This is a genomic window from Micrococcus sp. PSi08, from assembly GCF_054960655.1.
Genome location: NZ_JBHNYP010000010.1, coordinates 64,336 through 88,637, shown reverse-complemented (window position 1 = coordinate 88,637; position 24,302 = coordinate 64,336). Strand labels below are relative to the sequence as shown.

Annotated in this window: 22 protein-coding genes; 11 read left to right on the top strand and 11 right to left on the bottom strand. The window is 73.0% G+C overall.

All coding sequences use genetic code 11. From position 1 onward, the window contains the following. The 3 genes from ACFI33_RS05095 to ACFI33_RS05085 form a co-directional block, all read left to right on the top strand. Positions 1-508 (top strand): GNAT family N-acetyltransferase (locus tag ACFI33_RS05095; protein ID WP_462623789.1); only part of this gene is annotated, 508 nt, incomplete at its 5' end. Beyond that, entirely contained in the window at positions 505-2,340 is a 1,836-nt protein-coding gene (locus ACFI33_RS05090; protein ID WP_052520015.1) for an IucA/IucC family protein, read from the top strand. The genes ACFI33_RS05095 and ACFI33_RS05090, both read left to right, overlap by 4 nt. Then, positions 2,337-5,042 (top strand): GNAT family N-acetyltransferase, encoded by a 2,706-nt coding sequence (locus ACFI33_RS05085; protein WP_462623788.1) that lies wholly within the window; start codon positions 2,337-2,339, stop codon positions 5,040-5,042. Before ACFI33_RS05090 ends, ACFI33_RS05085 begins: the two co-directional genes overlap by 4 nt. A 74-nt stretch (positions 5,043-5,116) precedes the next feature. Here the strand turns inward: ACFI33_RS05085 and zapE are convergent, their stop codons facing one another. Continuing rightward, a complete protein-coding gene (gene zapE, locus ACFI33_RS05080; protein ID WP_036340820.1) occupies positions 5,117-6,172 on the bottom strand; it encodes a cell division protein ZapE in 1,056 nt (351 codons plus the stop codon). Positions 6,173-6,394: 222 nt separating this feature from the next. Here zapE and ACFI33_RS05075 point away from each other — a divergent pair, with 222 nt between their 5' ends. Genes ACFI33_RS05075 through ACFI33_RS05065 form a run of 3 tightly spaced genes read left to right on the top strand, consistent with a single transcriptional unit; the run spans position 6,395 to position 8,310 of the window. After that, positions 6,395-7,288 (top strand): sulfurtransferase, encoded by an 894-nt coding sequence (locus ACFI33_RS05075; protein ID WP_036313219.1) that lies wholly within the window; start codon positions 6,395-6,397, stop codon positions 7,286-7,288. Positions 7,289-7,325: 37 nt separating this feature from the next. Next, positions 7,326-7,784: a SufE family protein gene (locus ACFI33_RS05070; RefSeq protein WP_020624761.1), complete on the top strand. Its 459-nt coding sequence runs from the start codon at positions 7,326-7,328 to the stop codon at positions 7,782-7,784. Between the two features lie 7 nt (positions 7,785-7,791). Beyond that, a complete protein-coding gene (locus ACFI33_RS05065; protein ID WP_020624762.1) occupies positions 7,792-8,310 on the top strand; it encodes an aminoacyl-tRNA deacylase in 519 nt (172 codons plus the stop codon). Positions 8,311-8,335: 25 nt separating this feature from the next. Here ACFI33_RS05065 and pgsA read toward each other — a convergent pair whose 3' ends face one another. The 5 genes from pgsA to ACFI33_RS05040 form a co-directional block, all read right to left on the bottom strand. Continuing rightward, a complete protein-coding gene (gene pgsA / locus ACFI33_RS05060) occupies positions 8,336-8,947 on the bottom strand; it encodes a phosphatidylinositol phosphate synthase (RefSeq protein WP_036313216.1) in 612 nt (203 codons plus the stop codon). Next, positions 8,947-9,627 carry an HIT family protein gene (locus ACFI33_RS05055; RefSeq protein WP_036313214.1) on the bottom strand — a complete coding sequence of 227 codons (681 nt, stop codon included), beginning with the start codon at positions 9,625-9,627 and terminating at the stop codon, positions 8,947-8,949. Before ACFI33_RS05055 ends, pgsA begins: the two co-directional genes overlap by 1 nt. Then, positions 9,624-11,642, bottom strand: a complete 2,019-nt coding sequence (gene thrS, locus ACFI33_RS05050; protein ID WP_036340809.1) for a threonine--tRNA ligase — start codon at positions 11,640-11,642, stop codon at positions 9,624-9,626. Before thrS ends, ACFI33_RS05055 begins: the two co-directional genes overlap by 4 nt. Before the next feature lie 109 nt (positions 11,643-11,751). After that, positions 11,752-15,450 (bottom strand): DNA polymerase III subunit alpha, encoded by a 3,699-nt coding sequence (locus tag ACFI33_RS05045; protein ID WP_462623787.1) that lies wholly within the window; start codon positions 15,448-15,450, stop codon positions 11,752-11,754. Continuing rightward, positions 15,447-15,773, bottom strand: a complete 327-nt coding sequence (locus ACFI33_RS05040) for a DUF6504 family protein (RefSeq protein WP_036338972.1) — start codon at positions 15,771-15,773, stop codon at positions 15,447-15,449. Before ACFI33_RS05040 ends, ACFI33_RS05045 begins: the two co-directional genes overlap by 4 nt. Positions 15,774-16,217: 444 nt before the next feature. Here ACFI33_RS05040 and ACFI33_RS05035 point away from each other — a divergent pair, with 444 nt between their 5' ends. Both ACFI33_RS05035 and ACFI33_RS05030 read left to right on the top strand, forming a co-directional pair. Then, entirely contained in the window at positions 16,218-16,943 is a 726-nt protein-coding gene (locus tag ACFI33_RS05035; RefSeq protein ID WP_036338969.1) for a DUF6318 family protein, read from the top strand. Positions 16,944-17,416: 473 nt separating this feature from the next. Continuing rightward, positions 17,417-17,887, top strand: a complete 471-nt coding sequence (locus tag ACFI33_RS05030) for a PKD domain-containing protein (RefSeq protein WP_036338966.1) — start codon at positions 17,417-17,419, stop codon at positions 17,885-17,887. Positions 17,888-17,955: 68 nt separating this feature from the next. Here the strand turns inward: ACFI33_RS05030 and ACFI33_RS05025 are convergent, their stop codons facing one another. The 3 genes from ACFI33_RS05025 to ACFI33_RS05015 form a co-directional block, all read right to left on the bottom strand. Continuing rightward, positions 17,956-18,672: a hypothetical protein gene (locus tag ACFI33_RS05025; protein WP_260840448.1), complete on the bottom strand. Its 717-nt coding sequence runs from the start codon at positions 18,670-18,672 to the stop codon at positions 17,956-17,958. 213 nt (positions 18,673-18,885) lie between these two features. Next, the gene (locus ACFI33_RS05020; protein WP_036338961.1) at positions 18,886-19,737 is read right to left on the bottom strand and encodes an SOS response-associated peptidase; all 852 of its coding nucleotides are present in this window, start codon (positions 19,735-19,737) and stop codon (positions 18,886-18,888) included. A gap of 1 nt (position 19,738) precedes the next feature. Then, positions 19,739-19,987 carry a hypothetical protein gene (locus ACFI33_RS05015; RefSeq protein WP_036313195.1) on the bottom strand — a complete coding sequence of 83 codons (249 nt, stop codon included), beginning with the start codon at positions 19,985-19,987 and terminating at the stop codon, positions 19,739-19,741. Between the two features lie 203 nt (positions 19,988-20,190). Between ACFI33_RS05015 and ACFI33_RS05010 the strand changes: the two genes are divergently transcribed. Genes ACFI33_RS05010 through ACFI33_RS05000 form a run of 3 tightly spaced genes read left to right on the top strand, consistent with a single transcriptional unit; the run spans position 20,191 to position 22,594 of the window. Beyond that, complete coding sequence (locus tag ACFI33_RS05010; RefSeq protein WP_078026248.1) at positions 20,191-21,285, top strand: S-(hydroxymethyl)mycothiol dehydrogenase; 1,095 nt, start codon at positions 20,191-20,193, stop codon at positions 21,283-21,285. After that, the gene (locus ACFI33_RS05005; RefSeq protein ID WP_336647246.1) at positions 21,285-21,941 is read left to right on the top strand and encodes an MBL fold metallo-hydrolase; all 657 of its coding nucleotides are present in this window, start codon (positions 21,285-21,287) and stop codon (positions 21,939-21,941) included. Before ACFI33_RS05010 ends, ACFI33_RS05005 begins: the two co-directional genes overlap by 1 nt. A gap of 32 nt (positions 21,942-21,973) precedes the next feature. Then, entirely contained in the window at positions 21,974-22,594 is a 621-nt protein-coding gene (locus tag ACFI33_RS05000; protein WP_336647245.1) for a uridine kinase family protein, read from the top strand. A gap of 31 nt (positions 22,595-22,625) precedes the next feature. On the opposite strand, the gene ACFI33_RS04995 is transcribed toward ACFI33_RS05000, so the two are convergent. After that, positions 22,626-23,396, bottom strand: coding sequence for a lipoate--protein ligase family protein (locus ACFI33_RS04995; protein WP_119217326.1), 771 nt, complete (start codon positions 23,394-23,396; stop codon positions 22,626-22,628). After that, on the bottom strand, positions 23,393-24,259 hold the full coding sequence (locus tag ACFI33_RS04990) for a thioesterase family protein (RefSeq protein WP_036313183.1): 867 nt from the start codon (positions 24,257-24,259) through the stop codon (positions 23,393-23,395). Before ACFI33_RS04990 ends, ACFI33_RS04995 begins: the two co-directional genes overlap by 4 nt. Positions 24,260-24,302: the final 43 nt, after the last annotated feature.

Sequence of the window (24,302 nt, the reverse complement as noted above, 5' to 3'; positions counted from 1 at the left end):
GACGGAGGCGGGCCTGGCCGACGTCGTGGCCGAGTACGAGGCGATCGCCGCGCACCCGCACCACCACGCGCACGTGGGGCTCGTGGACGGGACCGCGACCTTCCTGGTGGAGGTCTACGACCCGGCCCACTCGGAGCTGGCCGGACGGTATGCGGGCGCGCCCGGCGACATCGGCCTGCACGTGCTCGTCGCCCCGACGGACACCCCGGTGCCCGGGACCACGGACCTGGTGATGGCCGCGGTGGTGCGCTGGTGCCTGGCCCAGCCGGGGGCGCGGCGCGTCGTCGTCGAGCCGGACGAGCGCAACGCCGCCATCCGGGCGAAGAACCTGGCCGCCGGGTTCACGGAGCTCGGTCCCGTGGCGCTGGGATCCAAGACGGCGATGCTCTCGATCGCCACGCCCGAGTCCTTCACTGCCAGCCGGATCGGCGTCCTCGCCGCCGGGCTGGACCTCACCCTCCCCGAGCCCCCGCTCCTCCTCACCCCCGACAGGCAGGTGTCCGCATGACCCCCGTCCCCCCGTCCTCCCCGTCCCGCCTGGACGCGCTGACGGCGCCGACCGCCCGGCACGCCCACCGGCTGCTCGTCGCCAAGGCGATCCGCGAGTTCACCCATGAGCGGCTCCTGACGCCGGTGCGCGGCGAGCGGGTCGACGACGCCGGCCGCCACGCCTACACGCTCACCCTGGGCGGGGTGCGGTGGACGTTCACCGCGCGTGCCCTCCCGCTCGAGCACCTCGGCGTGGATCCGGACTCGGTGTGCCGTGCCGGGGATCCGGACGCGGTGGCCGTCGACCGCTTCGTCCTCGACGCGGCCGAGGTGCTCGGGCTGGCCGGCGAGGCGCTGGACGTCTATCTCGAGGAGCTCGCCTCCACCTTCGCCGCCCGGTGCCACACCCTGGCCGGCGAGCGCCCGTCCGCCGCCGACCTGGTGGACGCGGACTACACGGCGGTGGAGGCCGCCATGAGCGAGGGACACCCGGGCTTCGTGGCCACCAACGGCCGCATCGGCTGGGGGGCCACGGAGTACGCGATGTTCGCCCCCGAGGGCGGGCGGGCGCTGCACCCGGTGTGGCTCGCGTTCCCCTCCGAGCTCGGGGGACGGTGGACCTGGCCCAAGACCGCGAGCGCGGGCGCCGCCGTGCCGGCGCCGCCCCCGCCGATCACCGAGGCGGTGGCGGGCCTGTGGGCGGAGCGGGCGGCGGCGCTCGACGTCGATCCGGAGGCGTACACGCTGATCCCGGTGCACCCGTGGCAGTGGGAGCACCGGATCCAGGTGGCGTTCGCCCCCGACCTCGCCGCGGGGCGGCTGGTGCACGTGGGCGAAGACCCGGACGCGTTCACGGCCATGCAGGCGGTGCGCACCCTGTTCAACGCGAGCGACCCGCACGCCCCGCAGCTGAAGACGGCGTTGTCCGTGCAGAACATGGGGTTCGTGCGCGGCCTCTCCCCCGCGTACATGTCCGTCACCCCGGCGATCAACGCGGTGGTGGCCGACCTCGTGGACTCCGACCCCCTGCTCGCGAGGTGGGGCTTCGGGGTGCTGCGGGAGTACGCCTCGGCCGGGTACACCGGGGACGCCTTCCATGCCGTGGGCTCGAAGGGTCCTCACACGAAGATGCTCGCCGCCCTGTGGCGGGAGAGTCCGCTGCCGCGCCTGGCGGAGGGCGAACGGGTCATGACCATGGCGGCGCTGCTGCACCGGGACGGCGGGGGCCGCTCCGTGGCGGGGGCGCTCGTGGAGCGCTCGGGGCTGACGGCGGCGCAGTGGCTGCACGGGGTGGTGACGGCCTACGTGACCCCGCTGGTGCATCTGGCCGCCGCCTACTCGACCGTGTTCATGCCCCACGGGGAGAACATCGTGCTCCGCCTGCGGGAGGGACGGGTCACCGGCGCCTTCCTCAAGGACATCGGGGAGGAGGTGGTGGTCGGCGCGGACGGCGTCCCGCTCACGGAGCAGACCCGGCGCATCCGCATCGACCTCACCGACGAGGACCTCTCCCTCTCCTTCTTCACGGACATGCTGGACGGCGTGCTGCGCCATCTGGCCGACGTGATGGACGCGGACGCCCTGCTGCCGGCGGAGGAGTTCTACGCCGTGGTGGGGCGGGTCCTCGCCGAGTACACGGCCCTGGGGCTCGCGGATGTGGAGCGCCTCGGCCTGGACGCGGAGGACTTCGCGCACTCGTGCCTGAACCGGCTGCAGCTGCGGAACGCCACGCAGATGGTGGACCTGACGGACCCGTCGGGCTCGCTGCTCTACGCCGGTCGCCTGGCCAACCCGGTGTCCGCGCCGCTGCGCCGCGCGCTGGCGGAGCTCCGGCAGGACGCCGCGGCATGAGCGCGGACGCGTGGACCGGGACGGCGACGGGTGACGTGGCGGGCCGTTGCCACCGGGACGCGCACGGCGTGCCGACGCTCGTGGCCGCGTCCCTGCCCGAGCTGGCCTACCTCCAGGGGTGGCACGTGGCGACGGAGCGGGCCTGGCAGGTCGACTGCGAGCACCGCCGGGTCACCGGCATGGGCGCCGAGGTGTTCGGCCCGCCGGCGGTGGCGAACGACGTCGCCGCCCGGCAGATGGACCTGGACGGCGCGGCCCGCCGGGCGTTCGACGCCCTCGACGACGCGGAGGACCGGGCCTGGTTCACCCGGTTCGCCGACGGCGTGAACGCGGGGCTGGACGCCGGGGCCCGGCGCGCGCCCGAGTTCGCCGCCCACGGGGTGAAGCCGCTGCCGTTCGACCCGCACACGGCGCTCGCCCTGCACCTGGGCTACAACGTCTGGCTGACCAACGCGCCGGCCGCCCTGTTCCGCACCCTGCTGGCCGAGCGCTTCCCCGCGCTCGCCGCGGCGCTGATCTCGCCGCGCCCCGACGCGGACGGCTCGAACGCCTGGGCGGTGCGCGTCGGCGCCGAGGGCGCTCCGCTCGTGGCCGCCGACCCGCACCGGCTGCTCGAGCTGCCCGGCGTCTACCAGCAGGTGCGCCTCGTGGTGGAGGCCGAGCGTCCCCGGGACCGCGTCGACGTCGTCGGCCTGGCCTTCCCCGGTGTGCCGGGCGTCCCGCATGTGGGGCAGTCCGAGCACGTCGCGTGGGTGACGACCTCGGCGATGGTGTCCTCGCTCGAGATGGTCCTCGAGGACGCCCCCGAGGGGCCGGAGGTCCTCGACGCCCGGACCGAGCGGGTGCACGTGCGCGGCGGCGACCCCGTGGACGTGCGGGTGGCCCACACCCCGCGCGGGCGGCTCGTGGACGTGCCCGGCGCCGGCCCGGTGAGCATGCGGTTCCCCGCCTGGGACCGCGCCGACACCGGCCTGCCGAGCGCGCGCCGGCTGCTCACGGCCGCGAGCGCCGCGGAGGCCTGCGCGGTGCTGGACCGGCACGTCGAGCCGGTCAATCGCGTGATCGTCGCGGACCGGCGGACGGTGCTCACCCGGCACGCCGGGGCCGTGCGGCGCCGGGATCGACGCTCGGCCTGGGGTGCGGCGCGGGCCTCCGCGCTGGGCCGGGGCTCCGCCGACGGGTCCCTCGATCAGCGCTGGGTGCGCTGGCCCGCGCCGGCCGCGGCGGACGACGTCGTGGTGGCGGCCAACGAGCCCCACCCGGACACCGCCTGCCTCACCGTGGACGCGTGCGCGCCGTGGCGGTCCCGCCGCATCCGGGAGGCCCTCGAGGCGCTGGCACCGCAGGAGCGGACCGTGGACGCGATGGCCGCCCTGCAGACGGACACCCGGACCCCGGGCGCGCCGCGGGCCTGGCTCGCCGACGCCGTCGACGCGCTCGTCGCGGACGGCGTGCTGGCCGCGGAGTCCGTCCCGGCGTGGGCCGGCGACGCCGCCGCCGGATCGGCCGCGGCCCGCTGGTGGCTCCTCGTGGAGCACGAGGTGGCCGCCGCCCTGATCGCGCACCTGCCGCCCGCCTCGCGGGCCCTGCTCGGCGGCCCGTGGGCACCGTGGGGCGACGCCGCCGCATGGGTCGGCGCGGCGCTCGCCGAGCGCGGGCCGGAGCCGCTGCGCGCGGCCCTGGGGATCACAGCGTCGACGAGGGACCTCGTGCGGGCCGCCGTCGCCGCCGTCGACGACGCCGCCGAGCCGCCGGGCCCCGACGGCGCGGCCCGGACCTGGGGCGAGGCGCATGCCCTGACCCCGTTCCTGTTCACGCACGAGCATCCCGGCGGGCCGGACGTGCCGGGGCTCGCCGACGTGCTCGACACGATCGGGTCCGTCCGGGTGGGCGGCACCGCGGACGCGGTCTGCGCCACCTCGCACGCCCCCGGCCTGGCCGTCGGCACCCACCGCGGGCCGGTGGCCCGGGTCGTGTTCGACCTCGGCGACCGCACCCGCAGCCGGTGGGTCGTCCCGTTCGGCGCCTCCGGTCTCGGAGGCGGGCACGTGACGGATCAGCTGGACGCGTGGGCCGCCGGCCGCCTGCTGCCCGTGCCGTCCCGTCCCGTCCCCCCGTCCGCCGGCAGCGGCGTCGCACCCGCCCGCTCCGTCCCCGGCGGGGCCCCTCCGGGACGCATCGTGGCCGAGGTCGGCGTCGGGGCGTTGGGCCTGACCATGACGCGCGTCCGCCCGGCCCTGGACGCCCCGCTGATCCACGCACTCGTCACGGAGCCGCGGGCGGAGTTCTACGGGATGCGCGGGCACAGCGTGCAGGACGTCGAGGAGGTCTACGACTTCCTCGAGTTCCAGCCCACCCACGCGAACCACCTCGTGTGGCACGGCGGGACCCTCGTGGCCCTCGTGCAGACCTACGACCCTCGCGCGGAGGAGGTCGGCGGCGCCTACGAGGTGCGGGACGGGGACCTCGGATTCCATTTCATCACCGCCCCCGGCGGCCTGCAGGGGCGCGCCCGCGCCACGGCCTACCGGAGCATTGTGGACTGGTTGGGCGCACGCCCCGGCACGCGTCGGCTCGTGATCGAGCCGGACGTCCGCAACACGCGGGCCGTGAAGACCGCCCGGGCTCTGGGCTTCACGGTGGACCGGGAGGTCGAGCTGCCGGGCAAGCGGGCGGCGCTGTACTTCCGCGACGCACGCTGACCCGGCCCCGCACACGGCGACGGCGCGCACCCGCCTCGGTGCGCGCCGTCGTCGTGCCGGTCAGGGGCGGTGGCTCACTTGTGCTCGGCCACCCCCGTCTGGCCCTCCCGGACCAGGGCGGTCATGCGGGAGACCGTGCGGAAGTACTTCTTCATGTAGCCGCCGTGCATCATCTCCTGCGTGAACAGGGCGTCGAAGGGCACACCGGAGGCGAGGACGGGCACGTCCTTGTCGTACAGGCGATCCGCGAACACCACGAAGCGCAGGGCCGTGGCCTGCTCCGTGATGGTGTGCACGTCGTGGAGGGCGAGCACGTCCACGTCCTTGACGAGCTCGCGGTAGCGGGAGGGATGCACGCGGGAGAGCATCGCGGTGAGGTCCGCGAAGTCGTCCACGGCGAGCACACCCGCGTCGGGGAAGTTCTCCTGGGCGGTGGCCTCGACGGCGGCGTCGTCCAGCGGCGACGGGGCGGCGGAGAGGCCGCGGTGGCGGTAGTCCTCGCCGTCCACGCGGATGACCTCGAACTGGTCGGCCAGGACCTGGATCTCGCGCTTGAAGTCCTGCGCCGCGAAGCGCCCCTCGCCGAGCGAGCCCGGCAGGGTGTTGGAGGTCGCCACCAGGCGCACGCCGGCGTCGGCCAGCTCGCGCATGAGGCGGGACATCAGCACGGTGTCCCCCGGGTCGTCGAGCTCGAACTCGTCGATGCACACGAGGGTGTACTCCTTGAGCTCGTCCACCGCCTTGCGGAAGGACAGGGCGCCCACGAGGTTGGTGTACTCCACGAACGTGCCGAACGCCTTGGGTCCGGGGGCCGCGTGCCACGTCGAGGCCAGCAGGTGGGTCTTGCCGACACCGAAGCCGCCGTCGAGGTAGATGCCGGCCGGCCCCGCCGCCCGCTTCTTCCCGCCGAACAGGCCGCCGAGGAACCCGCCGCCCGAGCCGCCCCGGCCGAGGTCTGCCGCGAACCGGCGCAGCCGCTCCACGGCCTGTGCCTGCGAGGGGTGCGCGGGGTCCGGGATGTAGGTGTCGAAGGACACCGTGCCGAAGCGGTACGACGGGTGGAAGCCGGCCAGCAGCTGGTCCGGGGTGACCTGCGGCGAACGGTCGGCGAGGTGGACGATCTGAGCCACGGGACACTCCCAGGGTCGACGACGGGGATTCCGGGCCATGCTATCGGGCCGCGGACCCGACCCATGTGACCTCGCGTGTCCCGGACTGAGGGGCCCCTACCCTCTTACGTGACACCGACGTGCCGTAATCTGGCGCGCAGGGCACGGACACGGAACCCGCCGTCGTCGTGCCGCCCGCCCCGGGCCCGTGCGGGCCCGCCCGACGCGAAGGAAGGCAGTGCCATGACCGATACCGCCGCGAAGTTCTCCGAGTACGCCCACCCCGAGAAGCTGGTGTCCACGCAGTGGGTCGCCGACCATGTCGGCGACGAGGACGTCGTGGTCCTCGAGTCCAACGAGGACGCTCTCCTCTACTCCACCGGCCACATCCCCGGCGCCCAGCGCGTCGACTGGCACACCGAGCTCAACGACCCCGTCACCCGCGACTTCGTCGGCCCCGAGGCCTTCGCCGAGTTCGCCGCCTCCAAGGGGATCTCCCGGGACACCACCGTGGTGTTCTACGGCGACAAGTCCAACTGGTGGGCCGCCTACGCCCTGTGGGTGTTCACCCTCTACGGCCATGAGGACCTGCGCCTGATGGACGGCGGCCGTGACAAGTGGATCGCGGAGGGACGCGAGACCACCCGCGAGGTCCCGACCGTGGCCCGCGCCGAGTACCCGGTGATCGAGCGCGACGACCACACCGAGCGCGCCGCCCGCGAGGACGTCCTCAAGGCCATCGGGACCACCCCGCTGATCGACGTCCGCTCCCGTCCCGAGTACACGGGCGAGACCACGCACATGGCCGGCTACCCGCAGGAGGGCACCCTGCGCGGCGGCCACATCCCCACGGCGGCGTCCGTGCCGTGGGCGTCCGCGGCCAACGAGGACGGCACCTTCAAGTCCCGCGCCGAGCTGGAGCAGGTCTATCGCGCCGGCGCCGGGCTGCAGGAGGGCGACGACGTGATCGCCTACTGCCGCATCGGCGAGCGGTCCTCCCACACCTGGTTCGTGCTCAAGTACCTGCTCGGCCACGAGGACGTCCGCAACTACGACGGCTCCTGGACCGAGTGGGGCAACGCCGTGCGCCTGCCGATCGCCGTCGGCGAAGAGCCGGGCGAGGCCCCCGCGCGCTGAGCCCCCGGCACGGCGTGGATCACTAGACTGGGACACCATGACCGAGAACCACGCCGTGCCCGCCGCCCTGGCCGAGATCATCGACGACTTCGCCGGGGTGCCCGATCCCGAGAAGCTCGAGCTGCTGCTGGAGTTCTCGGACGAGCTGCCGGCGCTGCCGGAGCGCTACGACGGCCACGAGGCCGAGATGGAGCAGGTCGTGGAGTGCCAGACCCCGCTGTTCCTGGCCGTCGAGCTCGAGGGTGAGCCCGGCCCGCAGGCCCCGGTCCGCCTCTTCATCACCGCTCCCCCGGAGGCGCCCACCACGCGCGGCTTCGCCTCCGTGCTCACCCAAGGCCTGGACGGGCTGAGCGCCCTCGAGGTCGTGGACGTGCCCGAGGACATCCCCACCCGCCTCGGCCTGGCCAAGGCCCTCACCCCCCTGCGCCTGCGCGGCATGTCCGCCATGCTCGGCCGCATCAAGCGCAACGTGCGCGAGCAGGCCGGGATCGCCTGAGTCCGCCGTGGGCCAGCGCAAGAAGGATCGCGGCGCCCGGCACGGGGCGGCCACGCCGGCCGTCGCCGCCCTCGAGGCCGCCGGCGTCCCGTACCGGCTGCACACCTTCGACGTGGCCCTCGACGCCGGCGGCGAGCGGTTCGGCGTCCAGGTCGCCCGGGCGCTCAGCGTGCCCGCCGACCGACTGTTCAAGACGCTGATGGTGGCGGACCCCGACGGCGCGCTCGCCGCATGCGTGGTGCCCGTGTCCGGTCAGCTGGACCTGCGGGCCGCCGCCGCGGTGCTGGGCGTCAAGCGGCTCGCCCTGGCCGATCTGGCCGTCGTCGAGCGCCGGACCGGCTACGTGCGGGGCGGCGTCTCGCCCCTGGGCCAGCGCCGACCCCACCCCGTCGTCCTGGATTCCTCCGCCCTCGACGCGGAGCTCATGTACGTCTCCGGCGGGCAACGCGGCCTGGATGTGGAGATCGCCCCCGCCGACCTCGTGCGGGTGACGGGCGCCGTCGTCGCGGAGATCGCGGCGGGCTGACGGGCGGGTCCTGCGGCTGGGCCGGTCAGGCGTCGTCGCGCGCCTGGCGGCGTACCACGGCCATGCGCTGGCCGACGGTGACCAGGGACGCGGCGGCGAGCAGCCCCAAGGTGACGGCCAGGACGACCGGGGGCAGGCCGAGGCCCGTGAGGCCGGCGACCACGAGGGTGGCCACGAGCCGTTCGGCGCGCTCGGCGATGCCGACGTGCGCGCTCCAGCCGAGGGCCTCCGCCTTGGCGCGCACGTAGGAGACGAGCATGCCCAGGGCGAGGCAGGCCCCGGAGAGCGCGCCGACCGCGGGTGCGGCGCCGACGCCGAAGCCCCACAGGCACAGCCCGAGGAACACGGCCGCGTCCTGCACACGGTCCAGGGTGGAGTCGAGGAACGCGCCCCAGCGGCCGGTGGACCCGGCCTCGCGCGCCATGATCCCGTCCACCAGGTCCGAGAACACGAATGCGGTGATGAAGAGCGTGCCCCAGAACAGGTGCCCCAGGGGGAACAGCACGAGCGCGCCCAGGCTCACGCCGAGCGTGCCGACGACCGTCACGGTGTCCGGACCGACCCCGGCCCGCAGGAGCGTACGGGCGACCGGGGTGAACAGGCGGGTGGTGACGCCGCGCGCGTGACGGTCCAGCATCAGGCGGGGTCTCCGGCCCCCGGGCGAGGATGCTCGGCGGCGGCACGGGCGTTGGCCGCCTGGCGCGCGGCGTGGTCCTGGGCGGCCCGGTCCCAGACGTCCGCGAGGATCTGCCGGGTCTCCCCCAGGGTCTGCGACATGTTCTTGGTCCGGGCGATGATCGGCAGGAAGTTGCCGTCGCCGGTCCACCGCGGCACCACGTGCTGGTGCAGATGGGCCGCGATCCCGGCGCCGGCCACCGCCCCCTGGTTCATGCCGAGGTTGTAGCCGGACGCGCCGGCGGCCTGGCCGAGGGCGAGCATCGCCGTCTGGGTCAGCTCCGCCATCTCGGCGGCCTCCTCCGTGGTGGTGTCCGTGTACAGGGGCACGTGGCGGTAGGGGCAGACGAGCAGGTGACCGGGGTTGTACGGGTAGAGGTTCAGCACCACGTAGGCGGTGCGGCCGCGGTGGACGATGAGGGAGTCCTCATCGTCGCGCTGCGGGGCCGCGCAGAACGGGCAGGTGTGCTCGTCCTTGACCTGGCCCGTCCCCTTGGACACGTACGCCATGCGGTGGGCGTTCCAGAACCGCTCGAAGGCGTCCGGGGCGCCGGGCAGCTCGAAGCCGTCCGTGGCGGCGGCGTCCGCCGACGCGCGGGCCTGCGCCCGCGCGTCGGATCCGCCGGTGCCGGGGCTGGTCATGGGGTGACCTCGCGCTCGCGCACCGCCTTCACGATGCGTTCGATCGCCTCCTCCACCGGCACGCCGTTGTCCTGGGTGCCGTCGCGGAAGCGGAAGGACACGGCGCCCGCCTCCCTGTCCTCGCCGCCGGCGATCAGCACGAACGGCGCCTTCTCCTTGGCCGCGGTGCGGATCTTCTTCGGGAAGCGGTCCGAGGAGTCGTCCAGGCGCGCCCGGATCCCCTCGGCGCGCAGCTTCGCGACGACGTCGTCCAGGTAGTCGTTGAATGCCTCGGCCACCGGGATGGCCACGACCTGCTCCGGGGCAAGCCAGGCCGGGAACGCGCCGGCGTAGTGCTCGGTGAGGACGCCCAGGAAGCGCTCGATGGAGCCGAAGAGGGCGCGGTGGATCATCACGGGGCGCTGACGGGTGCCGTCGGCGGCCTGGTACTCGAGGTCGAAGCGCTCGGGCAGGTTGAAGTCCAGCTGGATGGTGGACATCTGCCACGTACGGCCGATGGCGTCCCGGGCCTGGACCGAGATCTTCGGGCCGTAGAACGCGGCGCCGCCCGGATCCGGGACGAGCTGCAGACCGGAGGCCTCCGCGACCTCGGCGAGGGTGCGGGTGGCCTCCTCCCAGATCTCGTCGGAGCCGACGAACTTCTCCGGGTCCTTCGTGGAGAGCTCGAGGTAGAAGTCGTTGAGGCCGTAGTCCTTGAGCAGGTCGAGGACGAAGTTGAGCGTGGTGGTCAGCTCCTCCTTCATCTGCTCGCGGGTGCAGTAGATGTGGGCGTCGTCCTGGGTCATGCCGCGCACGCGCGTGAGCCCGTGGACCACGCCGGACTTCTCGTACCGGTACACGGAGCCGAACTCGAACAGCCGCAGCGGCAGCTCACGGTAGGACCGGCCGCGGGAGCGGTAGATCAGGTTGTGCATGGGGCAGTTCATCGGCTTGAGGTAGTAGTTCTGCCCCTGGCGCGTGATCTCGCCGGTCTCGGGATCACGGACCTCGTCGATGTGCATGGGCGGGAACATGCCGTCCGCGTACCAGTCGAGGTGGCCGGACACCTCGTAGAGGTGCTGCTTGGTGATGTGCGGGGTGTAGACGAACTCGTAGCCGGCCTCGGTGTGGCGCCGACGGGAGTAGTCCTCCATCTCCTTGCGGATGATGCCGCCGCGCGGGTGGAACACGGGCAGGCCGGAGCCGAGCTCGTCCGGGAAGGAGAAGAGATCCAGCTCGGCGCCGAGCTTGCGGTGGTCGCGGCGCTCGGCCTCGGCGAGGCGCTCCTGGTAGGCCTTGAGGTCGTCCTTGCTGGCCCAGGCGGTGCCGTAGATGCGCTGCAGCTGCTTGTTCTTCTCGTTGCCGAGCCAGTAGGCGGCGGCGGAGCGGGTGAGCGCGAAGCCGTTGCCGATGAGCTTGGTGGAGGGCAGGTGCGGGCCGCGGCAGAGGTCGCACCACACGGCGTCGCCGGTCTTGCGGTCCACGTTGTCGTAGATGGTGATCTCCCCGGCCCCGACCTCCACGGAGGCGCCCTCGCCGGCGGTGTCCGCGGCGTCCTTCTTGCCGAGCAGCTCGAGCTTGTAGGGCTCGTTCGCCATCTCGGCGCGGGCGGTCTCCTCGTCCACGACGCGGCGGCGGAAGGTCTGGCCGGACTTCACGATCTTCTGCATGAGCGAGGAGATCTGCTTGAGGTCCTCGGGGGTGAAGGGCTCGTCGACGTCGAAGTCGAAGTAGAAGCCGTCCGTGATGTACGGGCCGATGCCGAGCTTGGCGCCCGGGCGCAGCTGCTGCACGGCCTGGGCCATCACGTGGGCGGTGGAGTGCCGCAGCACCTCGAGTCCCTCGGGCTCCGTGATGTCCACCGATTCGACGGACGCGCCGGCGGGGATCTCGCGGGCCAGGTCCCAGAGCAGGCCGTCCACCCGCATCACGGCGGTGGTCGGCTTCTCGCGGAAGAGGTCGAGGCCGGTGGTGCCGTGCGTCACCTCCCGCAGCTCTCCGTCCACGGTCAGCAGGATGTTCTTCGGCTCCGACACGGTGCTCCTTCGAGGTCTGGCTTCGGGATCGGTGGCGTACGGGGGCCACCGTCGGCCGCGTCCCATTCTAGGGGCGCGGCCGGACGGCGGGGCACGGAGGCGAGCGGTCTCATCTGTCCGGGGTGGGCAGCAGCTCCCACGTCTCCGGGTGGGGCACCGGGATCGGGGTGTGCTCCGGCGCGGGCCGATCGGGTGCCGTGCGGCCGGGGCGGGCCCCGCCGGCCGGTCCGACGTCGGTACGCACCTTCACGGGCCAGCCGCCCGTGCCGTGGTGCGGGATGTCCGGCAGGGGCTGCGCCCCGGTGCCCGCCCGGCCGCTGCGGCGCGCGGCGGCGGCTCGGCGGTCCGCCGCGAGCCAGTCCCGCCACTGCTGCCGGGTGGCGTCCAGGTAGTCGGGGTCCGGGAGCGTCTCGGGCCGGTGCAGGTCCCAGGCGCGCACGGCCTGGACGGACACGGCCCGGTCGCCGGTGCGCCGGACGGTGCCCTCGATCAGCAGGAGGCGGGCGGAGAAGAGCATCTCCCCGGAGGCGTGCTGGGCCTCGGTGAAGAAGGAGGCGTCCACGCATCCGGTGCCGTCGTCCACGGAGAGGAACACCACCCGCTTGCCGCTGCGCATGGGCGGGGTCTGGGTGGCCACGCGCACCCCGGCCACGAGCACCCGGGACTGCGTGCGCAGCCCGAGCAGGTCCTTCGCCCGGGTGACGCCGAGCGCGTCCAGGTACGGGGCGTGGGAGTCCATGAGGTGGGCGGTGACGTCCAGGGCGGTGAGCTCCAGCTCGGTGCGGACCCGGGCGGCCGGGGCCGGGTCCGGGAAGAGCGGGGCGAGGGCGGTGAGCTCGGTGTCCGGCAGGTCCAGGGCCAGCTGGCCCTCCACCTGCCGTGGACGGGCGGACCGCGAGCGCGGGGCGGTGCGGCCGGGGGCGGTGCCGCGGGTGGTGGAGTGCTGGAGTTCGAGGTGGTGGACGAGGTCGGTGCGGGAGGCGCCGCCGGGTGGGAGGAGGCAGTCGAGGGCGCCGAGCTGGGCGAGGCGTTCGAGGTTGCGGGCGGTGGGGCGGGCGCGGTCGCGGACGTCGGCGAGGGAGCGGTAGGGGCGGCCGGCGTCGAGGCGGTCGGTCTCGGCTTCGCTGAGTCCGGAGAGGCTGGTGAGGGGCAGGCGGATGCCCCAGCGGCCGGGGGCGCCGTCGTCGACCTCGGGGTGGGCGGGGACCCACTCGACGTGGACGTGGCGCGAGGAGGCGTTGACGTCCACGGGCAGGACGGGGATGCCCATGCGGCGGGCCTCGGCGACCATGAGGCGGGCGGGGTACATGCCGGGGTCGTGTTCGAGGATGGCGGCCATGAAGGCGGCGGGGTGGTGGGTCTTGAGCCAGGCGGAGTGGTAGGTGGGGACGGCGAAGGCGGCGCCGTGGGCCTTGCAGAAGCCGAAGGAGCCGAAGGCGGAGATGGTGGCCCAGACCTCGTCGATGACGTCGAGGGAGTAGCCGCGGGCGAGGGCGCCGGTGCGGAAGGCCTCTTCGACGAGGTGTTCCTGCGGGCCGCCGAGGAGGCGGCGGTGCTCGTCGGCGCGGGCCAGTCCGCAGCCGGTCATGACGTCCATGGTGCGCAGGACCTGTTCGTGGAAGACGGTGACCCCGTGGGTCTCGGCGAGGACGGGCCGCAGGTCGGGGTGCGGGTAGTGGGCGGGTGCCCAGCCGTGCCGCTGTTCGAGGAAGGGCCGGACCATGTCGGACTGCATGGGGCCGGGGCGGAAGAGGGAGATGTCCACGGTGAGGTCGTTGAACTCGCGGGGGGCGAGTTTGCCGACGAGCTCGCGCTGGCCCGGGGACTCGATCTGGAAGCAGCCGAGGGTGTGGGTGGTGCGGATCATCGCGTAGGTGGCGTCGTCGTCGAGGGGCACCTGTTCGAGGTCGATGCGCTCGCCCGTGGTGCGTTCGACCTCGGCGATCGTGTAGGCGATGGCGGACTGCATGCGCACGCCGAGGATGTCGAGCTTGAGGAAGCCCATGGGGTCCATGTCGTGCTTGTCGAACTGGCTCATGGGCAGGCCCATGCCGGAGGGCTGGACGGGGGTGCGGTGCAGCAGGGTGGCGTCGCCGAGGATGACGCCGCAGGGGTGCATGGAGATGTGGCGGGGCAGGCGGTCGAGGCGTTCGGTGAGGTCGACGAGCAGGTCCAGCTGGCGGTCGCCCTCGGCGCGGCCGGACTCGATGCGGCGGGAGAGGCCGCCGAGTTCGGGCATGCGCTGGAGTGCCTCGCGGAAGTTCGAGGCGGAGAAGCGCCAGAGCTGCTTGGCGATGGCGTCCACCTCGGGTTCGGGCATGCCGAGGGCGAGGCCGGCGTCGCGGACGGCGCCGCGGGCCCGGTAGGCGTTCTGCATGCTCATGAGGGTGGTGCGCTCGGCGCCGAAGCGCTCGACGACGGCGTGGTAGATCTCGTGGCGGCGGGCGGACTCCACGTCGATGTCGATGTCCGGGAGGGTGGAGCGGTCGGTGGAGAGGAAGCGCTCCATGATCAGGCCGTTGGCCATGGGGTCGACATGGGAGATGCGCAGGGCGTGGTTGACGAGGGAGGAGGCGCCGGAGCCGCGGGCGGCCACGCGGATGCCCATGCCCTCGATGAGGTCGACGACGGCGGCCACGGTGAGGAAGTAGGAGGAGAAGCCGAGTCGGGTGATGATGCCGAGCTCGTGCTCGGCGCGGTCCTGCAGGTCTCGGGCCGCCTGGCTGGTGCCGGGGAGGCCTCCCCCGGTGTGGAGGTGGGGGTAGCGGGCGAGGAGGCCGGTGCGGGTGCGCTCGCGCAGCACGTGCTCCGGGGGGCCGTCGATGCCGATGACGGCGGCCTCGGGGACGCGGGGCACGCCCCAGCCGAGGTCGGTCTCGGGGTCGAGTGCGCAGGCCTCGGCGAGGCGGCGGGTGGCCTCGAGCAGGGGGGCGGGGCGGTCGTCGGCGGCGAAGGCGACCTCGTGGGCGATGCGGTGCATGGCGGCGGTGGACTTGAGCCAGCCCTGTCCGTTGGGCTGCAGGTCGTGGAGGGCGTCGAGGGAGCTGAGGGCACGGACGGCGTCGAGGACGTCCGCGGTGGCGGCGCCGTCCGGGGCCGCGTAGCGCACGGCGTTGGTCAGGACGGCGGGGATGCGGGCCTGGCGGGCGGCGCGGAGGGTCTTCACGGCGTGCCCGGTGTCGAGGCGGCGGCCGGGGGCGGAGAGGTGGGTGACGACGTCGGCGTGGGGGCTGCCTGCGGGCAGGGCCGCCTTCCAGCGGCGCAGGGCGGCGAGGCCGGCCGCGTACCGGCGGCGGGCCAGGTGGCGGCCGACGTCCGAGTCCGGGCCGAGGAGGACGAACAGCTCGGGGGTGGGCGGGTTGTCCCGGTTGGCGGCGGTGGGGACCCGGCCGGCCGCCGCGGCGGCGAGCTCGGCGACGCTGGCCCAGGGGCTGCCGCCCGCCGCTCCCCCGGTGGTGCGGGCGTGGGCGGCGGAGACTAGCTCGCACAGGGAGCGGTAGCCGGAGCCATGACAGCCGCCTCGGGCGAGCACGACCACGCGGCCGGCGTCCTCGTCCTCGCTCCACCGGACGGCCAGGTCCACGCCCACGATCGGGGTGATGCCGTGGCGCAGGCAGGCGCCCACGTGCTTGGCCATGCCGTAGAGCCCGTCCCGGTCGGTGCAGGCCAGCAGGTCCATGTCCGCGGCCGCGGCGGCGGCCACGAGGTCCTCGGGCCAGCTGGCCCCGTAGTGGGCACTGAACGCGGAGGCGACGTGCAGGTGGGCGAAGGGTGCGGCGGTGCGTCCGGCCGCGGTGGCCCGGCTCATGCCGACCGCCTCAGGTCCTGGGCGTGCTCGTGGACGCGCACGAGCCGCCACCGGCCGGAGTCCAGGTGGTGGGCGACGTCGAGGGTCTGCAGGGGCGCGGCGCCGGCCCGGGCCAGGCGGACCTGCAGCCGCCACATCTCGTGGTCGACGAGACCGGCGCCGCGGCCCTTCTCCGCGCGGACCTCCTCCGCCCACCAGCGGCGCCGCTCGAACCAGCGCACGGGGCGCTCTGCGAGGACGTAGTCCCGCCCGTTCCAGCGCAGCCCCTGCGGGGTACCGTCTGCCCCGCACTCCACCGCCACCGACTGTGTGAGGACTCCCATTCTGCTTCTCTCCCTGTGCACTGCTGACCGGACCGACGACGGGGTGCCGTCGGGCGATGGGAGCGCGGCCCGTCCGGCGGACCGGACGCGGGGAAGAAGTGGGAAGGTGGGGCCGCACCCCCGATCGTACTCGAACACGTGTTCGAATGCGATGTGTGCGAAGGTAGGGCGCCCGCCGGACACGTTAAGGACGCATGGCCCCCGGGATGGGAGGGACCGAGTCCTGGCCGCGGACCTCGACCCGACCCTGGGGCGCACATGCACGAGAAAATCGTCTCTTGGGCCGGAAGAAGTGCGCCGGCACGGTCCTGTGGACAATGCGAGCAGGACCACAATCCGCCTGCGTATACTCCGAACCAACCGGGCCTCGCATGCCACGGGCACCGCGCTGCGGGATCAGCGCGGGAGGCGCGGACACACGACGGACGTCCAGTTGGAGGGGAAATGTCTCTCACCGCACCCGGGCGCGCCCTGCGCCGCCACCGATTCGCCCAGGCCGGCACGCTCAGCGTGGCCTTGGCGCTCGCACTGACCGCCTGTGGCGGGCAGTCCGAGCCCGCCGAGTCGTCGACGACGTCACCCTCGTCCGCCAAGCCCGCCGTCGAGACGTCCGCGCCCGCGAGCACGAGCGAGACCGCGGGCGTCAGCTCATCCCCCACGGCCACGGAGAGCAGGTCCGGCGAATACGTGCCCGCATCTGCCGACGGTCCCGCTCAGAACGTGCCCAAGCCGGAGATGCCCGCCGCCATGAAGGAAGAGACCAAGGAGGGCGCCGAGGCGGCGATTCGCTATTTCTGGGACGCGCACTACTACGCCGAGCAGACCGGAGACACGGAACTCCTCGACTCTCTCTACAGCGAGTATTGCGAGTTCTGTTCGGTCCGTAGCGACAGCATTGATGGAATTTATAAGGATGGTGGCTGGTACACCGGCACGGAACCTCGAATTGACTCGATGCTCACTGCACAGTCGGAGAACGGGTACATCTCGACGTTGCTCATCACAACTGAAGACGGGACCGGGTATTCCAGTGATGGCTCCATTCCAGAGGACGCCCGAGTCGCACATGCGTCGAAGCAGCCCTGGCTAGTAGAGGTCTCCTACGACACCAACAACGGCCGCTGGGTGATTGATGAAATGACCTACGAGGGTGGAGACCCGTCTCAATGAAGCACCAGACACTGATTGCTATGGCAGCGGCTATCACGCTAGCTAGTGTCGGAGCGACAGGCGCCTGGGCTGTCACTTCGCCTTCCTCCGCCACCTGCAAATCAACGAATATCAATTATTCCGCTCGATCAGACTCTTTTAATGGAACGTCTCACTGTCGTAATGAAAAAAGGCCTGATCGCAAAAGTGCTGTGACCGCGGGGAGCAGGAGTCGAGACTCTGGCAGAGACTCCCACCTAGAGCACAAGACGGTCAGTGCATGCTTCTCAGGGCAGCTGGGCAATCCGGATTTCGAGAGCTGCCGAGAGCAGGAGGACAACTTCTGCCCCGAGGGTTCATGGATCCGGGCGCAGACCATAGACACCCGTCAACCTGATGCGAATCCCGTCTATGGCGCCCCCAAATGTTGGACGGCCAAGGCCTCCAGCAACGGCGCCCCGCCCGTCTCCATCGACGAGGTCCGCACGCTCCTCGTGCTGGAGCCTGAGATCCGGTCGGACAATGGCGGACGCGGGATCCGCAATGCGGAGACGAACTTCTACGCAGACGCCGAGACGCGCACGCTCGTCACCACCCTCAACGGGGTCGAGGTCGAACTCCGCGCCGCGCCGGTGAGCTTCCACTGGGATTACGGGGACGGGTCCCCCACCAAGACCACCTCGGTCGCAGGCCAGAGCCAGCCGGAGTTCAACGTCCCCACCCCCACGAGCCACGTGTACGAGGACACCGGCCAGTACACGGTCCGCCTCACCACCGTGTACATCGGCGAATACCGGGAGGCCGGGGGCGAGTGGGTGCTCATCCCGGGCACCATCAGCCTCGACTCGGCCCCTGTCACCGCGAATATCTGGCGCACCATCACCCGCAATGTCGCCGATGACTGCAGCGTCGACTCCTCAGCCTGGGGCTGCACCGGCCCCATCGAATCCGCTCCGGCCGGCTGAGCACAGACCGCGGGGCGGCCGACGGTCTCCCGTCCACCGCCCCGCGGCCCCCTCGTCGGCCGGGTGTGTCAGACCCGGCGCACCCGCCCCCGGGCCATGAGCACGAGTCCCGCGCCGAGGGCCGCGAGCGCTCCGAGCGCGCCCGCCGGAACCTCACGCCCGGTCTCGACCGTGTCCGGGGTCGTGTGGGTCTCCTCCCCGCCCGTTCCCTCTCCCGGCTCCTCCCCGGCCACGGGCGCCGGAGTGTCGACGGGCTCCTGCTCGGCGGGCGGCACCGGGTCCGCCTCGCCGGGAGACGGGGCGTCCTCCCCCGCCGGCACGTTCAGGGCCCGGGGCTTCTGCCCGTCCGCGAGCAACTCGACGAGCGCGAAGACGTCGGACCGCGCCGCGTCCTGGGTGATGATGACGTCCTCACTCTTGGTCATCCCGTCCAGCGACCAGTCGAGGACGAGGCGGTCGTCGGTCGGGTATGTCGCGTCGGCGAGGTAGTGAAACCCGGTGAAGGAGTCCACCGTGGTGTCGCGCCAGAGGGCACCCCAGCGCGGACCCCACGAGAGTTCCGCGACCGCCACGTCGTCGCCCAGGCCTTCGGGCCGGAACGGCAGCAGCACGCCCGGCTCGGCGTGCTCCAGCGTGAGGAACCGCTCGGGGTAGTCCCCGAACACGGGGTCGGCCAGGCTGTGCTCGCCCCACGCGTAGACGAGCCCGGCAGAGGGGCCTCTGTTGCCCTCCGGAGTGCCGGCGGTCTCGTCGTAGAGAGCGGCGGCCACCGGGGTGCCGTCCACGGACAGGGTGAACAGGAGATGACCGTCTCCGGCCTCACTGTGGCACCCCTCCAAAAGATGCGGCGCTCGCGCCGGCCCGGTGACATCCACGCTACGCAGAGCCCATTCTCAGGGGGAGTTCAGGACGGTCTCGGATCCGTCTCGATCCGATCACGGTGCCGCGGCACCGCGTTCCCGCGCCTCACGGGCAGGTCATCCCCGTCGCCCCGTCCCTCAGAGCAGCGTTCTCTGCTGCTCTCTCATCTCCTGGGTCAGCTCCGGCCCGTTGTTCCGGACATTCCCCACGGCGCCCCCCACGGGCCGCAGCGACCAGCCCGCCGCGACGTCGTACGCGCCGGCGCACACCTCGCCCACGAGGGCGTCAGCTTCTTCGGCAGACCCGAGCGTGTCCGGGGCGAGCCACCGGCCCATCGTCTCGGCGTCCATGGGCACGGGCAGCCGGTCGTGCAGCCGGCCGAGTGCGGCGAGCACCGGATCGTCGTCGTCCGCGTCGGGCGCGGCCATGGTGAGGATCGTCGTCGAGAGGACCCAGGCGTCCTCCCCCGCGGCCTTGGCCTCGGGGTCCTGCCACCACTCGTACAGGCCGGCGAACCAGATGACCGGCCCCTCGCCGTCCCCGGCCCCGGCCGGGTGCACGTAGTAGGGCTGCTTCTTCGCGGCCCGCCCGTCGGGACCCTTGGCGCCAGGCTCCGGCGTCTTCCACTCGTAGTAGCCCTCCACCGGCACGGCGCAGCGTCGAGCGCGGACGGCGGCCCGGAACGTCGGCTTGGAGGCCACGGTCTCCGAGCGCGCGTTGAACGCACGGGACCCCACGGACAGCTCCTTCGCCCACGGCGGCACCAGGCCCCAGCGTGCCACGTGGATCCGCCGGGTCACCCCGGCACCGACGTCGCCCCCACGGGTGCCTCCGGCACCGACGTCGTCCGCATGCGCCACGAGGATCGGCACCTCGGCTGTCGGCGCCACGTTCCAGCTCTGGCGCAGCACCAGCTCCTCATTCGTCTCGGCGTCCCCCAGGGCCACCAGGTCGCTCGTGGCACGGGCCATCACGTAGCGGCCGCACACGTCAGCGGTCCCTCCCGTCCCGGCCGCGCTCGACATACATCCACGCGATGCCGAGGGCGAAGCCCATCATCGCGCAGCCGATCACGGTGCCCCAGGGCCTCTCGGTGCCCAGTCCGAACACCACGCCCAGCCCGACGCCGATCAGCAGCCCCACCAGTGGGATGCGCCACTGAGCGAGCGTGCCGGCACCGGCCGGAGCCCCGGCTGGAGCCTCGTGGGCCTCGTCCTCGTCTCTGCCATGTCGTGCCACGGTTCGCCCCTCCGTTCACATCGATGTTGCGGCTCAGGTTGCAGTCTCCCCCGGCCGCCGCGGCGACACCACACCCCAGGCCCGGGCCTCTCACTGATGCGTCGCACAGAGTCCTGTGGTGGGATGGGCGGAACGAGCCCGCACGTCGCGCCGCCCCACGCATGCGCGGCATCGGGCAGATCCCCACCACCAGGAGGAACAACGTGTCCCAGAAGGTCCGCGGCGTCGTCGCCATGGCGAAGGACGCCCCCGTCACCGTCGAGACCATCGTCATCCCCGATCCGGGACCCGGCGAGGCCGTCGTCGACATCAAGACCTGCGGCGTCTGCCACACGGATCTGCACTACCAGCAGGGCGGGATCGGGGACGAGTACCCGTACCTGCTCGGCCACGAGGCCACGGGTGTGGTCTCCGCGATCGGCGAGGGCGTCGACCACGTCAAGGTCGGCGACACCGTGATCCTCAACTGGCGCGCCGTGTGCGGCGAGTGCCGCGCGTGCCGGAAGGGCGAGCCGAAGTACTGCTTCAACACCCACAACGCGACCCAGAAGATGACCCTCGAGGACGGCACGGAGCTGTCCCCGGCCCTGGGCATCGGGGCGTTCGCGGACAAGACGCTCGTCCACGCCAAGCAGTGCACCCAGGTCGACGGCGTCGACACTCCCAAGGAACAGGCCGCGGTCGGCCTGCTCGGCTGCGGGATCATGGCCGGCATCGGCGCGGCCATCAACACCGGCGAGGTCAAGCTCGGTGAGTCCGTGGCCGTGATCGGCTGCGGCGGCGTCGGCGTGGCCGCGATCGCCGGGGCGAAGCTCGCCGGCGCCACCACGATCATCGCGGTGGACATCGACGCCAAGAAGCTCGCGAAGGCCGAGGAGCTCGGCGCCACCCACACCGTGAACTCGAAGGACGAGGACCCCGTGGAGGCCATCCGCGCGGCGACCGGCGGCTTCGGCGCCGACGTGGTCATCGAGGCGGTCGGCCGCCCGGAGACCTACGAGCAGGCGTTCTACGCCCGGGACCTGGCCGGCCGCGTCGTCCTGGTGGGCGTGCCCACCCCCGGCATGGAGCTGAAGCTGCCCCTGCTGGAGGTCTTCGGCCGCGGCGGCGCGCTGAAGTCCTCGTGGTACGGCGACTGCCTGCCGGAGCGCGACTTCCCGATGCTCGTGGACCAGTACCGCCTGGGCCGCCTGCCGCTGGACGAGTTCGTCACGGAGACCATCGCCCTGGACGAGGTGAACGAGGCCTTCGAGACGATGAAGTCCGGCGACGTCCTGCGCTCGGTGGTGGTGCTCTGATGGCGCGCATCGATCACGTGGTCACCTCCGGCACGTTCTCCCTGGACGGGGAGACGTTCGACGTGGACAACAACGTGTGGATCGTCGGCGGCGCGGAGCAGTGCGTCGTCATCGACCCGGCCCATGATGCCTCGGCCGTCTGGAAGAAGGTGAACGGCCGCCAGGTGCTGGCCATCGTCCTCACCCACGGCCACGACGACCACATCCGCCAGGTCCAGGAGTTCCGCCAGATGGTGGACGCCCCCGCGCTGCTCCACCCCGCCGACCGCATGCTCTGGGACGACGTCTTCCCCGACGAGGAGCCCGATGGCGCGCTCGCCGAAGGCGACGTCCTGCGCGTGGCCGGCGTCGAGCTGCGGGTGCTGCACACCCCCGGTCACTCCCCCGGCTCGGTCTGCCTGTACGCCCCCGCCCTGGGCGAGGCCGGCGACGACGGCGCCCCGACCGGCGTCGTGTTCTCCGGCGACACCCTGTTCCAGGGCGGGCCCGGCGCCACCGGCCGCTCGTACTCGGACTTCGACACGATCATCGAGTCCATCCGCGAGCGCCTGCTCTCGCTGCCGGAGGCCACCGTGGTCCACACCGGCCACGGCGACTCCACCACGATCGGCACGGAGAAGCCGCACCTGCAGGAGTGGATCGACCGCGGCCACTGAGGACGCGCCGAGGTGGGGAAGAATGGTCCCCCGTGACCATCCTCCCCGCCTCGCCCCCTCCTTCCGTGATCCTGCTCGGCGGGGCGTCGGGCTCCGGCAAGTCCTACCTGGCCCGGCGGCACGGCCGGCCCCACCTCTCGCTCGATGCGTTCTACCGTCCGCAGTCCGACGATGGCGCCGCGGGTGGGCCCGGCCCCGTGTTCCCGCGCACCCCGTATGGCGAGATCGACTGGGACCACCCCGGAACATGGGATGAGCAGGCGGCCGTGGACGCGGTCGTCGAACTGCTCGAGGAGGGCGCCACGCGCGTGCCCGACTACGAAATCTCCACGTCCTCCGTCCGCGGGCACAGCACCGTCGCGCTCGAGCCGGGCGGGGTGATCGTGGCGGAGGGCATCTTCGCCGAGCGCATGCCCGCCGCCCTGGACCGGGCCGGAGTCCGCTACGCGGCCTGGTACATCGACCAGGCGCGGACCACGACGGCGGCCCGCCGGTTCGTGCGCGATGTCGCCGAACGCCGCAAGCCGGTGCCGTTCCTCGTGCAGCGGGGCTGGTCCCTGTACCGGACGGACGCGGCGCGCCGGGCGGCGGCCGTGGCGGCCGGCTTCACCCCGCGACGCAAGCGGGAGATCATCGCGGATCTCACGGCCTGACGGGCCGCCCGCAGCCGGGCCGCCCGTGCCCTCAGCCGGCGGTGCCCGCGGTGAGGACGGCGAGCTGCTCGTCCACGACCTCGAGCCCGGCGGCGGCGGCCCACGCCGTGTACTCCTCCCGCAGGGCCACGGCGAACGCGGGGACGCTCACCCCGGGGCGCACGTCCTCGGCCGCGCCCGCCGTGCGGGGGTCCATGTCCAGGCCGAGCTCCCGGTAGACGTCGACGAGCACGGCCCGCAGCGGGGCGGGGTCGGACACCACCACGTGGGTGGAGAACAGGAACGCCCCCTTCACCACCCGCTGCGCGGAGCCGGCCAGCTTCACCGGGTATGTCGGCGCAGGACCCTGCACGGAGAACTCGCCCGGGCAGTACTCCCCCGGAATCTCGCCCACGGAGGCGGGCACGTCCATGCGCGCGAACGCCCGCACGAACAGGTCGGCGAACTCCGCGAACCGGGCCTGCTGCGTGAGCGCCGCGTCCTCCTGCTGGCTCAGGTGGTCCACCACCAGGCAGCCGTGGTGGTAGGCCGCCGCCCGTCCGCCGGCCCGGCGCACCACCGGCTCGAAGCCGTGGGCGCGGGCCGCCGCGGCCGCGGCCTCGAAGCCGGGCAGCCGGGCGTCGCGCTGGCCGAACGCGACCGTCGGTTCGGGCACGTACACGCGGATCAGGCCGTCGAGGGCCCTTCCCTCGGCCGCGGCGGCGCGGAAGACGGCCAGCTCGTCCATGGCCCAGTCGAGGTCTTCGACGGCCCCGAGGGTCCGCTCCTGCACGGCCCAGCGCAGCCGGGGAGCTGCGCTCACAGGCCGCCCTCGGCCGGCCAGGAGCGCAGGGTGAGGGTCTGCTCGGCGTGGGCGAAGGGGCCGTCGTCGTCGTGGAGGACGGTGCTGGTCAGGCCCACGCCGTCCGGGCCCACCGTGACCTGCCCCGCGAGGCCGAGCCAGTGGCCGGTGGGCTCGCGGTACAGGTGGATCTGCAGGTCCACGTTGGGGAAGAACCACCCGCCCGGTTTCGCCGGCAGGGCCGGGGCGATCCCGTTGGCCGCGTCGGTGAGGCTGATCAGGCGCACCAGGTCGCTCGTGCTCTCCCCCGCCACCATCTCGCGGTCCGTGGTGAGCCACACCCGGCCGTGGCCCGGCCCGTGGCCGGGCAGGACGACGCCGTCGAGGGAGGCGATGTACCCGCCTCCCCATCCGTGGAGCGCGTTGTGCGACTGCGCCTGCGAGCGCGGCGGGAGGGGCTCGTCCGGCAGCTGGGCGACGGCGGAGGTGTCCGAGGTGGACAGCAGCCAGGCGCGCAGGGTCAGCACGGTGCGGCCCCGGGCGTGGAGCACGGACTCGACGAGCTCGATGGTGCGGCCCGGACGCAGGGTGCGCGTGACCACCTCGAGCTCGCCCGACCAGAGCGTGCCCAGGATGTCGTAGGAGAGCCGTCCCACCCGCAGCCCGGGAGTGGTCTCGTGCGCAGCCACCTCGTGCAGCAGCAGGCCCGAGACGGCGGCCATGTGCATCTCCTCTTCCCGCCATGCGCCCTGGGCGTGCACGGTGGAGCGCACGCGGGAGGTGCGGACGCCGTCGGCGTCCACGGTGGGCTCGCCGAGGCGGACGTAGAAGGCCAGGGGATCGCCGGCGACGGAGGTCGCGGGGGTGGAGGTGATGTCGGTCATGGGCCGAAGTCTGCCAGAACGACGACGACGGCCGGTGACGTCC

What these genes read in the sequence shown, in the direction of transcription:
- ACFI33_RS05085 (WP_462623788.1), top strand. Translation starts at nt 2,337, where the DNA reads ATGAGCGCGGACGCGTGGACCGGGACGGCGACGGGTGACGTGGCGGGC.
- pgsA (WP_036313216.1), bottom strand. Translation starts at nt 8,947, where the DNA reads ATGCTGGACCGTCACGCGCGCGGCGTCACCACCCGCCTGTTCACCCCG.
- ACFI33_RS05070 (WP_020624761.1), top strand. Translation starts at nt 7,326, where the DNA reads ATGACCGAGAACCACGCCGTGCCCGCCGCCCTGGCCGAGATCATCGAC.
- ACFI33_RS05035 (WP_036338969.1), top strand. Translation starts at nt 16,218, where the DNA reads ATGTCTCTCACCGCACCCGGGCGCGCCCTGCGCCGCCACCGATTCGCC.
- ACFI33_RS05040 (WP_036338972.1), bottom strand. Translation starts at nt 15,773, where the DNA reads ATGGGAGTCCTCACACAGTCGGTGGCGGTGGAGTGCGGGGCAGACGGT.
- ACFI33_RS05045 (WP_462623787.1), bottom strand. Translation starts at nt 15,450, where the DNA reads ATGAGCCGGGCCACCGCGGCCGGACGCACCGCCGCACCCTTCGCCCAC.
- ACFI33_RS05055 (WP_036313214.1), bottom strand. Translation starts at nt 9,627, where the DNA reads ATGACCAGCCCCGGCACCGGCGGATCCGACGCGCGGGCGCAGGCCCGC.
- ACFI33_RS04990 (WP_036313183.1), bottom strand. Translation starts at nt 24,259, where the DNA reads ATGACCGACATCACCTCCACCCCCGCGACCTCCGTCGCCGGCGATCCC.
- ACFI33_RS05090 (WP_052520015.1), top strand. Translation starts at nt 505, where the DNA reads ATGACCCCCGTCCCCCCGTCCTCCCCGTCCCGCCTGGACGCGCTGACG.
- ACFI33_RS05075 (WP_036313219.1), top strand. Translation starts at nt 6,395, where the DNA reads ATGACCGATACCGCCGCGAAGTTCTCCGAGTACGCCCACCCCGAGAAG.
- ACFI33_RS05005 (WP_336647246.1), top strand. Translation starts at nt 21,285, where the DNA reads ATGGCGCGCATCGATCACGTGGTCACCTCCGGCACGTTCTCCCTGGAC.